Origin of the sequence: Clostridium thermosuccinogenes (genome assembly GCF_002896855.1) — a bacterium.
GTDB classification, from domain to species: Bacteria; Bacillota; Clostridia; order Acetivibrionales; family DSM-5807; genus Pseudoclostridium; species Pseudoclostridium thermosuccinogenes.
In genome coordinates this window covers 1290521-1303654 of sequence record NZ_CP021850.1, presented here as the reverse complement: position 1 = coordinate 1303654, position 13134 = coordinate 1290521, and the positions used below count along the sequence as shown (strand labels likewise).

The 13134-nt window shown below is 40.5% G+C and carries 12 protein-coding genes and 1 tRNA gene; 7 read left to right on the top strand and 6 right to left on the bottom strand.

The window, feature by feature from the left end:
* Window positions 1-137: 137 nt before the first annotated feature.
* The 4 genes from CDO33_RS05630 (at window position 138) to CDO33_RS05615 (ending at window position 2193) form a co-directional block, all read left to right on the top strand.
* Window positions 138-956, top strand: coding sequence for a hypothetical protein (locus CDO33_RS05630; protein ID WP_133158673.1), 819 nt, complete (start codon window positions 138-140; stop codon window positions 954-956).
* A 2-nt stretch (window positions 957-958) separates the two neighbouring features.
* The gene (locus CDO33_RS05625; protein ID WP_103080161.1) at window positions 959-1078 is read left to right on the top strand and encodes a cyclic lactone autoinducer peptide; all 120 of its coding nucleotides are present in this window, start codon (window positions 959-961) and stop codon (window positions 1076-1078) included.
* A gap of 423 nt (window positions 1079-1501) precedes the next feature.
* Window positions 1502-1810: an AbrB/MazE/SpoVT family DNA-binding domain-containing protein gene (locus tag CDO33_RS05620; protein WP_103080160.1), complete on the top strand. Its 309-nt coding sequence runs from the start codon at window positions 1502-1504 to the stop codon at window positions 1808-1810.
* A complete protein-coding gene (locus CDO33_RS05615) occupies window positions 1810-2193 on the top strand; it encodes a type II toxin-antitoxin system PemK/MazF family toxin (protein ID WP_103080159.1) in 384 nt (127 codons plus the stop codon). Before CDO33_RS05620 ends, CDO33_RS05615 begins: the two co-directional genes overlap by 1 nt.
* Before the next feature lie 372 nt (window positions 2194-2565).
* Here the strand turns inward: CDO33_RS05615 and CDO33_RS05610 are convergent, their stop codons facing one another.
* On the bottom strand, window positions 2566-3009 hold the full coding sequence (locus tag CDO33_RS05610; RefSeq protein WP_103080158.1) for a DUF2383 domain-containing protein: 444 nt from the start codon (window positions 3007-3009) through the stop codon (window positions 2566-2568).
* Between the two features lie 459 nt (window positions 3010-3468).
* On the opposite strand from CDO33_RS05610, the gene CDO33_RS05605 reads away from it, so the two are divergent.
* Entirely contained in the window at window positions 3469-4731 is a 1263-nt protein-coding gene (locus CDO33_RS05605) for a nucleotidyltransferase (protein WP_479690668.1), read from the top strand.
* Between the two features lie 65 nt (window positions 4732-4796).
* On the opposite strand, the gene CDO33_RS05600 is transcribed toward CDO33_RS05605, so the two are convergent.
* From CDO33_RS05600 to CDO33_RS05580, 4 genes are all read right to left on the bottom strand, one after another.
* On the bottom strand, window positions 4797-6464 hold the full coding sequence (locus tag CDO33_RS05600; RefSeq protein WP_103080156.1) for a ribonuclease J: 1668 nt from the start codon (window positions 6462-6464) through the stop codon (window positions 4797-4799).
* 1097 nt (window positions 6465-7561) lie between these two features.
* Window positions 7562-7909, bottom strand: a complete 348-nt coding sequence (locus CDO33_RS05590; protein ID WP_103080154.1) for a cupin domain-containing protein — start codon at window positions 7907-7909, stop codon at window positions 7562-7564.
* A 433-nt stretch (window positions 7910-8342) separates the two neighbouring features.
* Window positions 8343-9620, bottom strand: coding sequence for a serine--tRNA ligase (gene serS / locus CDO33_RS05585; RefSeq protein WP_103080153.1), 1278 nt, complete (start codon window positions 9618-9620; stop codon window positions 8343-8345).
* Window positions 9621-10050: 430 nt separating this feature from the next.
* Window positions 10051-10124, bottom strand: a tRNA-Gln gene (locus CDO33_RS05580).
* A gap of 273 nt (window positions 10125-10397) precedes the next feature.
* Between CDO33_RS05580 and CDO33_RS05575 the strand changes: the two genes are divergently transcribed.
* The gene (locus tag CDO33_RS05575) at window positions 10398-11696 is read left to right on the top strand and encodes an IS30 family transposase (protein ID WP_103102777.1); all 1299 of its coding nucleotides are present in this window, start codon (window positions 10398-10400) and stop codon (window positions 11694-11696) included.
* A gap of 368 nt (window positions 11697-12064) precedes the next feature.
* Window positions 12065-12316, top strand: a complete 252-nt coding sequence (locus CDO33_RS05570; protein ID WP_103081106.1) for a hypothetical protein — start codon at window positions 12065-12067, stop codon at window positions 12314-12316.
* A 155-nt stretch (window positions 12317-12471) separates the two neighbouring features.
* Here CDO33_RS05570 and CDO33_RS05565 read toward each other — a convergent pair whose 3' ends face one another.
* The gene (locus CDO33_RS05565) at window positions 12472-13092 is read right to left on the bottom strand and encodes a cyclase family protein (protein ID WP_103081107.1); all 621 of its coding nucleotides are present in this window, start codon (window positions 13090-13092) and stop codon (window positions 12472-12474) included.
* Between the last annotated feature and the right edge of the window lie 42 nt (window positions 13093-13134).

Sequence of the window (13134 nt, the reverse complement as noted above, 5' to 3'; positions counted from 1 at the left end):
TGTTCAATGAAAGTTGGTATAAAGTAGGAAATGTGCTGGCAAACTTTGCCTTTGTTTCCATACCTGAAGAAACGTTCATTGTCATGTTTACCTTGATCCTGCTAAAGCGGTTTGAGGACATTAAGGTGGACAGGCTGATGGAGGAAGAGATATCCGGATACAAAGAATATAGCAAAATTTTTCTGATGCAGGATATCAAAAAGGTAGTCTTCATGGTGGTATTTTCAGCCGCAATCTCTAACATACTGCATTTATTTAAAATTGATTCTACTTTAACATTACTGTCAGGTTATTTGTGTGTTGCTTTAAGTATGTTACTCCTTTATAAAAATTATTTCAAAGCAATAAAAGTTTTTGTGTATACAGCCTGTAGCATTCTTATTTTTATGTTAATAGAGTTTTCCTATCTTCCCCTGCTTATATCCGCTACTGGAAAGAGTATCACTGATATTAGCAACAATTCCTGGTTGACCTTCCTATGCGCTTTGCCGGAGAGGATAGTTGAGTATTCAATTCTTGCATATGCACTCATGAAAAAAGCATCCTTTTCCCAATTGCGGCTTGCACGCGTCATATTTAATAGAAGATTTATTACAGGAGCTTTTTTCGCCACAATCATCACTAATATCATTTTTTTGTTGGTAATGGGCAAATTAATTGGATTCGACGGGATTTTAAATGAGTTAAGTTTCGCAGTTCAGTCAGTTGTAGTAATCATGGTATTGGTATTTCCAATTGTTAATATAGCAATATTTATATTAACTATTTACCACATATTCAACAAGGAAGAACATGACAGGTATGTGATTCAGGAAAATATAGAGAGTTTTATTTATGACATGAAAATATTTGCAGAAAACGGAAATTACACAAAAGTGAACGAGCTTATCAATGAAATGGAAGCGGACATTCTCAATCTCTACGATATATCAAATAATAATAAGGGGGTTGCTTAAGCATGAAAAAATTAATATCATTATTAGGCGCTTTGATCGCACTTATAGCTGTTACAGTAAGCAGCACGGCATGTTTTTGGTTCCTTTACCAGCCTGCTACTCCAAAATGCTTGAGGAAGTAGTACATATGTGTTTTATCACAATTAAAAAGGCTGTCTCAAAATAATATTTGAGATAGCCTCTTTTTTTATATTGAACCTCTCAACCAATAATAGAACTAGTGGCCCCATCCTTACCATGGAAAAGCATTAATCCCCAGTACGTCCTCAAAAAGCACTGAAGATAAAGATTTTTAGTAATTTTACTTTTAAGTTTGCGTAGTAATTTTCATCAAATAATGATTTTCTACCATAAAGCATGCCTGCTAAGCATGTTGAGTTTTATCTGTGTTCTTATATTAAATGGTAATACTCAAACTTTTTGCTTTAGTATTTTTTATTACTCTAACCAGTTTACATATATTAAATTTATTCAATTAATAAGAGTATCATTATACACAAAAAAGTATATACTATGTATATACTTTTTTGTGTATAGGTGATATAATGGATTCAAAGGAACATTTAGAAACCAAAATAATCCAAACGAAAGGAGCTGACTACATGGCTACAGTCATTGCCCAAAAGTGGGGAAACAGCTTGGGAATACGTATTCCAAAAGAAGCTGCCGAGAAAGTAGGCATCAAACAAGGTTCCGAAATTGAATTGATTATTGCTGAAAACGATGAAATCATCACATTAAAACCAAAAAGATTACAAAAGAAATACACATTAGAAGATCTTTTATCACAAATTACTCCTGAAAACCGACACAATGAAATTGATTTTGGAAGCGAAGGGCGTGAATTAATTTAATGGCAGATATACCTGAGAGAGGTGCTTTTATTGTTTTAAACTTTAATCCACAAGCTGGTCATGAGCAAGCTGGGAGAAGGAATGCTATTGTTTTATCACCTAAAGAATTCAATAGAAAAACAGGATTTGTAGTTGTTTGTCCGATCACTAATCAGAAGAAGGGATATCCTTTTGAAGTGGACTTACCAGTTAATGGGATATTCCTTGATAGTGGTGGCAGCCCAATAACAGGGGTAATTTTAACTGATCAAGTTAAATCATTGGATTGGACAGCCCGTAATATAAAAATATTGAAAAACTACGATCCAAATGATGCACAAATAAAAGAAATAGATGCAATAATTGATGAATGTCTAGCTAAAATAGCCACATACCTTACATAAGGGGCTGTTCCAAAATCAACTTTGGGATAGCCCATATTACCTGATATGCCATATTTATTGCTGTCGGTAAAAGAGCTACACTGGTTTTTTCTATTTCCTGCTCTACCCTCTTTTATAAACCCGCATAATACTGCAGACATTATGCAAACATCGGTATATCCCTTATCAGGCATGCAACCAGGGTGACGCTTTACATTTGCCCATGAAAAGCTGTCCTTAAATCTGCAAATACTTTTTTAGTGTTAACTCCATTGTACTCTAAAATGGAGCTGTTTTTGACATATGCCAAAGCAAGATGATTATCATAACAAAAAGAGGCCATCTCAAACTTTGCTTTGAGACAGCCCTACCTTGCAGTAAAGAGCATATCACCTAAGATTCTTCATATTTGTTTATCAGCTTTGCCATCTCCCTTAAATGGGCATGGTCTTCCGTCAGTATTTGATTTACAATCCTAGAGCTTTCACTGTCCAAATCCCCTTTTACTACCTCTTCCGCTGCAGCAATTCCCTTATCTTCGCCATCATATGCATCTTTTAAAATTTCCGCAGTGGACCTGCCCTTTAGTTCTTCCATCATTCCCTTAACGCTCGCCATCATGCCTGCGGTACCGGTACCATGCTGAGGTTGCCCCCCCAGATCGGCTATCCTTTTTGCCAATATCTCTGAATGCTTTTTATGGTCCGATTGAAACTTCTTCAGTTGATTTTTGGCATCTATATCCTCCACGTCGTTTATAAATCTGTCATAGGCATGAATAGCCATTTCTTCCCCCTTAAGCAGCGCATTCAGTTCAGTAATTGCAGGATTATCCATACAATGCGTCTCCTTTCCTGTAATCTGGCGATATAAGGCTCATTGTATCGATTTGACAAGGATTTTCCCGGGACCATGAATGGGTGAATTTTCCGTAGTCCTCATGGAAATCCTAAAGTTGCATATTTTGATGATCTGCAATTTTATCGATACATAAATATTATCTCCTTCAAAGATAAAATTAATATTTTTATGCCTTTTATAATGGGTTATAATATTATAGATATTGCGCCAAAATCTGCCTTAAGTTTAGCTGTATTGAAATGGAAATTTAAGACAGAATACGCTGATGGCATGGGATGCCGATAAACTTGCCGGTTTTGAACCGGTTTACAGTTTTTCTCCGGAAAATCCCAAGCATCCGTCTGCTTAAGGCAAGCATAAAACATGAACAAAGGCGCATTGACTTTTTAATGTCCACTGGAGCGATTCCTTCAGTACATCGGATTCATGGAGGTTATGATGAAAGCACTGGGTTTAATAGTGGAATATAATCCCTTTCATAACGGTCACCTATACCATATACAGCAGTCCCGGATTCTAAGCGGCTGTGACTATCTGGTATGTGTTATGAGTGGAAATTTTATACAGAGAGGTGAACCGGCACTGGTAAACAAGTGGGCCCGGGCGAGGATGGCGCTAATGTCGGGGGCAGATCTTGTACTGGAGCTGCCGGCTGTCTATGCTGTCTCCAGTGCTGAGTATTTTGCCTATGGGGCTGTAAGAATTCTGGACAGCCTTGGGATTATCGACCATATTTGCTTTGGAAGCGAAAACGGAAAAATCGAAGAGCTGGATATGATTGCCGATGTCCTGCACAGAGAGCCGGAGTGCTACCGTAAGCTCTTAAAACAGCAGTTGGAAAAGGGTCTCTCTTACCCTGCCGCTAGGGAAGCCGCACTGCAAGGCTATCTGGATTCTCAATGCAAATCGGACGGCAGCATGACTTCGGTGTTGAAGACATCCAACAATATTCTGGGAATAGAATATCTTAAAGCGCTGAAAAAGCTAAAAAGCCGCATAATTCCGCTGACAATAAAAAGGATAAGCAACACCTACCATACCGAAGAATTAACCGGAAGCATTTCCAGCGCTACCGCTATAAGAAGGAGCATATTGTCCAGTGCCCATATACCCAACGAAGCAGAGTTTTTTAATGCTCTTCCTGAGGCAAGCGCATCAATACTGCAGGAGGAATTCAAATGCGGCAGAGGTCCGGTCTCAAGCAGCAATTTTGATCTCATAATTTTATCGGCTTTGAGAAGGGCATCTTTAGAGAGTCTGAGAAAGCTTCCTTATATCACTGAAGGTCTGGAAAACAGGATAAAGAATGCTACCGAAAACTCCGGCACTCTGGAAGAAATGATTGACAAAATAGCCACCCGCAGATACACCAGAACACGGATACAGAGGATACTGTTCAATTTTCTCGCAGGTTTGACTGCCCAGGATTTGAATGAGTTCAACAGTTCGGGCGGCCCTCAGTATATAAGGGTCCTGGGCTTCAACCGGAAAGGCCGGGAGATGCTTTCTTCCATCACCCGCAATGCTGACCTTCCTGTGATCGTGAAGGCAGCAGATTTCAAGAATTCCGACAATCGTCTCATAAGGAGGATGCTTGAGATTGAAGCCCTGGCCACCGATATGTACGTGCTGGGATATCCAAATCCGGCTTTTAGAACTGCCGGGCAGGAATTCACCCAGAATATAGTGATTGTATAGAAAAATAATGATTACATAAAAGGCCAACAGACAGCTTAAAAACTGCCGGTTGGCCTTTACATTTCCTACACTTCCATTATTATCGGCAATATCATAGGCTTTCTCTTGGTCTTTTCATATATGAAATCCCTCAGAGTTTCCTTTATGACGCTCTTCTTGCTTGCCCAGTCATTTTTCTTCTTTTCTTCACATTTCTGCAGGGCAGCCTTTGCAACTTCTTTCATTTCATCCATAAGATCCTCCGACTCCCTTACATATACAAAGCCTCGGGATATTATGTCAGGGCCTGCAATAACCGAGCCGGTTTCGGATGCAAAAGTAATAACCACGACAATAAGTCCATCCTGGGAAAGATGTTTTCTGTCCCTTAAGACTATGTTGCCCACATCCCCTATACCTAAGCCATCCACCAGGACATTGCCCGCAGTGACGCTTCCGTTTATCTTCGCAGAATCGGCAGTGAGCTCCAGAACCTTGCCGTTTTCCATTATGAATATTTCATCAGGAGACTTGCCCAACTGGCGGGCGAGGTTTCCATGCTGTTTTAAATGCCTGTATTCACCGTGCACCGGCATGAAGAATTTCGGCTGCACTAGTTTCTGTATCAGCTTCAACTCTTCTTTGCATGCGTGTCCCGACACATGGATGTCTGCCAGAGCTTCATAGATCACATCGGCACCTTTTTTGAACAGCTCATTGATAACCCTGGATATCAGCCTTTCATTCCCAGGTATGGAGGAAGCGGATATTATCACAAGATCTCCTGGAATGATTTCCACTTTCTTGTGTTCCGAAGCTGCTATCCGTGAGAGGGCAGACATTGGTTCCCCTTGGGTTCCGGTGGTTATTATCACCAGATGCTCAGGGTTGTATTTGCCTATATTATCTATGTCCACCAGCACTCCCTCGGGAACATTCATATAACCCAGCTCCATAGCCACATTGCATACATTTATCATGCTTCGTCCACACATTGCCACTTTTCTGTTGAATTTCACTGCGGCATTGATTATCTGCTGTATCCTGTGGACATTTGATGCGAAGGTAGCTACAAGGATTCTGCCCGTAGCTTTCATGAATATCTCATCAAATGTGCTTCCTACCGTGCGTTCAGACATGGTATAACCCTCATGCTCAACGTTTGTGCTGTCGGACATGAGCAGCAGCACACCTTTTCTTCCAAGCTCGGCAAGCCTTGCCAGATCCATCGGCTCTCCTTCAATAGGGGTATAATCAATTTTAAAGTCGCCAGTATGGACAACTATGCCTACTGGAGTGTAAATTGCCAAAGCCGAGGTATCGGCTATGCTGTGATTGGAGCGTATGAACTCCACCCTAAAAACTCCCAGTTCCACCGTATCTCCATGCTTTACTGTCTCCAGTTTTACTGATGAGAGCAGTTCATGCTCTTCCAGCTTGTTCTTCAGCAGACCCAGCGTAAGCTTGGTGCCATATACCGGCACATTGATTTCCTTCAGAACATAAGGGAGAGCTCCTATATGGTCCTCATGCCCATGGGTGAGGACAATCCCTCTTATCTTTTCCCTGTTTTTAATAAGGTAACTGACATCCGGTATTACAAGGTCAATACCCAACATCTCATCATCCGGGAATGTCATACCGCAATCAACTACTATAATATCTTCACCATACTCAAATACGGTAATATTCTTACCTATCTCCTGTATACCACCTAAGGGTATTACTTTTAATTTTTTCTTATTTTTAGCCACAAAAAAACCTCCACGTTTCATGTTATAATTATTTGTAAAAAAGAACACTTCTCAGACGTGCTGTATCAGCCATGCCTTGAAAATTTCCGTTATACATATATACATTCAGATAATTCAGACAGCATATAATAAGGTTATGTGTTTGCATGCATTGAGCAGTGAAGCCGCAGTAAAAAACAGAAAAAATGAGCCTCTGCTGCTCATGGGCGCCCCGACTTTTCCATCAAAAACAATGGATGCGGCATCCATAACCTTACTATTAAGAAGGGAACTCTGCCAATCTGAAAATTCCTTTACAATTCCATTGTTTAATCCGTACCGTAAAGGAATTTCCTCCGCTGTGATTGTGCAGCTTCTCCTTCCCCATCACTTTACCTGCCGTAATTTATTAGCCAAGCTTGTAACCCTGCTTATATATTTCCCCATATATGCGAAATCTAAAATAACCCGATGATTAAAATTTTCACTCAGGATGTTGGTACAAAATAAAGCCTTCCAGCAAAAATACAGGAAGATTCTATTAAAACGCCCTAGCTGGAAATTACCGGTTTCATGCCCGAAAAATTTCCTAGACATTTTAGAAACATACTCCCGCCCGGCAGTACCTTCTATATACCAAATCCGGAGTTCCACATATGGTATACTGTATAAGGGTGTTCCTCCGATTTAACAACTTTTATATTATAGCATATTTTACACAGAATAACACGTATTTTTTTGTGTTTTGTTGTTTTATATAGTTATATCAGGAATAATGCTCCTGTAAATCTGCCGTATCATACATAGGAGGTATACTATGAGTCTGCATTTTGAATTGATTATCCTGAGAATTGGCGTATTTTTAGTGCATTAAAGGTAAAAAAGGAAAAGTGGGTAGCCCCAAACATAGCAATCTTAGCAAGAGCTTTTGCCTATCGCGATTATAATAGTGTTGTATGTGCAATTTGTGAATTAAGTAAAAACCTTATAAGCCCCAGATGTTCTCTATGAAAAATCCCGGTAATGTAAACTTTTTGTAAAAATAAAATCTCCTGTGAAACATAAAACCCTTTAAAAAATGAAGCGGCAGCTTCAGAATAACAGCTGCCGCCTGGGTATCAATATAACAGTATGACCGCCAACATTTCAAGAGGCTCGTTTCCCGTATTTTCAACGGAATGGGACGCCCCTCCTCCGGTGATGGCGGCATCTCCGGCGCTTATTTCCTTCTTGGTGCCATTGTCATCAAAGATTCCCTTGCCCTTTATTATGTAGAAAATCTCTTCCTCATCCGAATGTTCATGAAATCCTATGGAACAACCCGGATTTATGGTGATTTTTGCAAAGAGCCTGGCTTTACCCTTCATTTCATCCTGCTTGTATATATGGGTAATTTCGACAGAGCCTTTGCCTCCCCTCATCTGTTCCTTTATTTCCTTAATCATTTCGCTTCCTCTTTTTACCATAAGAACACCTCCGTATATTTGACGTTTATCCACTGCTTATATTAAGCATATAACCAAAACGGGTACTGCACAACCCCAAAGCTGCCAGTTTTTACAAGGGTAAAATCCGGATAACTTACACAAAATAGACTAATATTATTTGGTTTTTAGGAGGCTATATGAATTCAGTTATCAGCGCTTTTCGCAAGAAAACTTCATCCATTTGCCCCATATGCGGTTCTCCCATGTATATGGTCTACTGGCATACCGGGAAAAGGAGCCTTATGTGCATAAAATGCCATTTCGGGTTTAATTATGATAATCAGGCACGTAATTAACGTTTTATGCTTAATTCAGGCTTTACAATATCATTATTCCCGGAAGCACTGAATAAAAACCGCTTCTATGTGTAAAAATCCGCTTTCATCCGCTTGCCTGCTTCTTTTCCTACGGCTTATTTAATAACCGTCATTCCGCCCATGTATGGCTGCAGAGCAGGAGGAATGCTGACGGTGCCATCGGCATTGAGATTGTTCTCCAGGAAGGCAATCAGCATTCTTGGAGGTGCTACGACAGTATTGTTTAATGTATGGGCGAAATACCTTCCTTTTTCTCCATCCACACGGATTTTAAGGCGTCGTGCCTGAGCATCTCCCAAATTGGAACAGCTTCCTACTTCGAAATACTTTTTCTGCCTCGGCGACCATGCCTCCACATCCACCGACTTCACTTTCAAATCAGCCAAATCGCCGGAACAGCACTCCAAAGTCCTAACCGGTATATCCAGGGAACGGAAGAAATCCACTGTGTTCTGCCACAGCTTGTCAAACCACATCATGCTGTCTTCCGGTTTGCATATTACTATCATTTCCTGCTTTTCAAACTGGTGGATGCGATATACTCCCCTCTCTTCCAAGCCGTGGGCTCCCTTTTCCTTTCTGAAGCATGGGGAATAGCTGGTTAATGTCTGGGGCAGCGCTGACTCCGGAAGTATTGTGTCAATAAATTTGCCTATCATGGAATGCTCGCTGGTTCCTATCAAATACAAGTCCTCGCCTTCAACCTTATACATCATCGCATCCATTTCCGCAAAACTCATAACACCGGTCACAACTTCGCTGCGGATCATATAGGGCGGGATGCAATATGTAAAGCCGCGATTTATCATAAAGTCCCTGGCGTAGGAAATGACAGCGGAATGAAGCCTGGCTATATCCCCCATCAGATAGTAGAAGCCATTTCCTGAAACCCTTCTGGCACTTTCCAGATCAATGCCGTTAAACTTGGCCATGATATCGGTGTGGTACGGGATTTCAAAATCAGGTACCACCGGCTCACCAAAGCGCTGAATTTCAACATTCTCACTATCGTCCCTGCCGATGGGAACGCTGGGGTCGATAATGTTGGGTATTACCATCATGATATCCTTTACTTTCTTTTCCAGTTCATTTTCCTTTGCCTCCAGCTCAGCTAAACGCTGGGAATTTGCTGTAACTTCCTTTTTCAGCTCTTCTGCCTCTTCCCTTTTACCTTGGGCCATCAATCCTCCGATTTTTTTGGAAATCGCATTTCTGTTTGCCCTTAAAGCTTCAGCTTCCTTCTTCGTATCCCTGAGCTCAGCATCCAGCTTGATCACTTCATCCACCAAGCCCAGCTTGCTGTCCTGGAACTTGTTCCTAATATTTTGCTTTACGATTTCGGGGTTCTCCCTTACAAATTTAATGTCCAGCATGTTTTTATCCTCCTTGGTCATTTATATAAATTTATTTTTTACTATAAACAAAAACTTCCATCCCAAAACTCATGGGACGGAAGTAATCCGCGTTGCCACCCAAGTTGCCGGTCCCTGACAGGAACCAGCCCCTCAACACCGGTACTGTAAAGGGTACCAACCTTCCGATTCATCATCGGCGGCTCCAAAAGCGGAAAGGTTTAATATTTCACCGATTCCCACCTGCCATCGGCTCTCTTTAAGAAATCTTAAACCATTTTCTTTGTCATCGCCGCATTTCGCATATTATTATTTATTAATTATATATATTATAAGTCTATTTTTCAATAAATAAACCTTAAAATTGTCTTTATTTTGCCAACACTCACATCATCCATACTGCTTTGCCATAAGGTATAAAAAAATCTCTGAACCGATAGTTCAGAGATTTTGGCTGCGGGTCAAGGATTCGAACCCTGACAGAGTGATCCAGAGTCACTTGTGCTACCATTACACAAACCCGCATCGCATCAACAGTTGATATTATAGCATCAACATTCTAAGAATGCAATAGTATCTTTCGGAAATTTTAAAAAATTTTTTAGGGTTTAATTGAAAAAGTTATTTCCACCCCAAATTCATAGACAGTGGAATTTAGTTTTGCAAATCGCTAGAAATGAGAAAGGTGGAAGTTACTTTTGCAAAGATCACACTGTTCCTATTTTCTTGTGAAAGCTGGAATATTGTCTCTCAAAAAGCTATGATATATATGGTGGTGCCTCTGAAGGGGGTACATATATGCGTGGCTTTAAACATTTGAGTCAGGAAGAAAGAAATATAATTGATCAAAGGTTAATCAGCAGGAAATCATTCAAAAGCATAGCACGCGAGCTTGGAAAGGACCCAACCACGATATCCAAGGAAGTGAAGAACCATATCCAATTTAGGAAAACCGGCTGTTATGGAAGAGTGTTCAATGATTGTAAACATCGTATTGGTTGCCCTGTTAAGCATCTTTGCGGCAGTTTGCGTTGTAGCCGTTATTGTCGCGCTTGCAAGTCTCGCATGTGTTCATCACTATGTCATGAGTATCAACAGGAAATTTGTCCCAAGCTTTCGAAGCCGCCCTATGTTTGTAATGGTTGTGAAGACAAACAGTCTTGTACATTAGAGAAGAGGATTTATTCTGCAACACATGCACAAAGAGAATACGAGACAGTACGCTCTGAGTGCCGTCAGGGTTTACAAATCACTGAAGAAGAAGCGATAAGATTGGATTCCATTATTAGCCCGCTGCTAATTAAAGGCCAGTCACTCCACCATATATGCATTAACCATGCTGATGAAATCATGCTCGATGAACGCACACTCTACAACTATGTGGACAAGGGTATCTTTACAGCAAAAAATATCGATATGCCAAGAGTTGTACGTATGGGCAGACGTAAAAAGGGAAAAGACCAGTTCAAAGTGGATAAAAAATGCCGAATAGGCCGAACTTATCAAGACTTTCTTAAATTTATGCAAGAGCATCCGGACCTTCCCGTAGTGGAAATGGACACGGTAATAGGAAGAATAGGCGGCAAAGTCCTGCTGACACTGCATTTTACTGTCCCACAGCTCATGCTCGCATTCATTAGAGATGCTAATACCTCCCAATCTGTCATTGATATCTTTGATCAGCTTTACCTGGAACTAGGCCCGGATACCTTCCGCAAATTGTTCCCGGTATTACTTTGTGACAACGGCAGTGAGTTCTCGAATCCGTCCGCTATTGAATTCGATTCACATGGGCAACGCAGAACCTGTGTATTCTACTGTAATCCGCTGGCTCCTTACCAGAAAGGCGCAGCAGAAAACAACCATGCTTTGATTAGACGCATTATCCCAAAGGGTACTTCTCTTGATGAGTTTACTCAGCGGGACATAACTCTTATGATGAACCATATCAACTCGTACAGTCGACTGAATCTCGGGGATAAAACCCCTTATTGGGCTTTTGGATTGCTCTACGGGGAAGAAATATTAAGAAGGATGAATGTAGAACTCATCCCGACAGATAATGTCACCCTGCATTCATCCCTTCTTAAGAAATAAATATTAAATAACCAGAGGCACCACCAGCCACAACTCTATAAGCATTTACAAACAGGGTGGAAATTACTCTTGCAAAAAGTTAGTTAATCTTCACACCTCTAGTTTGATATACCCAAAAAAGGGCTGGCCTTGTTCCTCTACCTCATATTTTAACCTATTATTGACTGAAAAGCATTAAAAATTTGCCTAAATAAACTAATCCAAAACCCGCTGAATTACTATTTTTCTCAATGATAACAGCATCCATGGAATTTACTTTTGCAAAGTGGAAATTACCTTTTCAATTGACCAAAATTCAGAATTCTTTGTTACTAAACAGTATTTTTAGGGTATATATTATTATATATTAAAAAATCAGGAGGGATTTTATGAAAACTTCCGATCTTTTAATGTCCAGTCTCCACATTTCTGAAGATGATTATGTCTTCACGGGAAGTTTTCTGTTAAGCAGTGGACACAAAACGATGCCCGTAGACATATCCGACCTGCAAAAGAGTGAAAAAATAAGGTATCTGAAGTTTTTCTTCAACCTGGAAGAAACAGAGGATGAAATTATTGAGACACTGATGAACATGATTATCGAAAAATCCTCCGTTGCCTCCAGAGGGATAGGATGTTAGATATCAAAAAATCAAAGTCCACTTTCTGCTTCTATTAGTTAGATAGAGACTCTTATACTGTCATATGAGAAAGAAAATCGCAAATCCCCCGATACAATAAAATTTAATTACCCCCGATCATGGGAATGGGGGGCATTTTTGACACGGTTTGTTTGTTAATTGACTATCAGGACAGCCCTCACCGGCGCAGCCTCCGCACCGGCTACATTTATCGGTGCTGCATAAAGAATATATTCACCCTCATCCACATCTTTCAGTCTAAGACCCTCCAGAATTATAATACCAGCTCCCAGCAAAATTTTGTGAGTCTCATGCTCCGGTTGGGACCTTTCAATCCCAAGAGAGTCAATACCGACACCAATTATCCCCTTGCCTTTTAGATAATCGGCACCAGTTTTATCAAGGTATATAAATTCCTTTTCCAATATATCTAGATAAGAATTCCTGGTTTTCAGCAATATAAAGTCTCCATCTTCAATGTCTTTTTCCTGCAGATGTTCCTGGGTTATCCTATCTTCCGCTTCCTTAAAATCAAAAACCTTGCACCGGGTCACCACTTTGTCCAGCTCCAGGGTGTCAATAGTCCTGCCATTTTTTAGAAAGTGCAGCGGCATGTCTATGTGCGTCCCCGTATGCATATTCATCTCCAGCCTGGTTTCATATGCCGCCCCCGTTGAAAAATCACTTTCTACTTTCAATACCGGCCTTTTTGAAGCTTTCCCTTTATAGACTGGCATATCATGAGAAACCTTCATTGAAATATCAAATATCTTCATTTTCCCAGCTCCTTTCTAATATTTGCATTCAATGCCCACGGG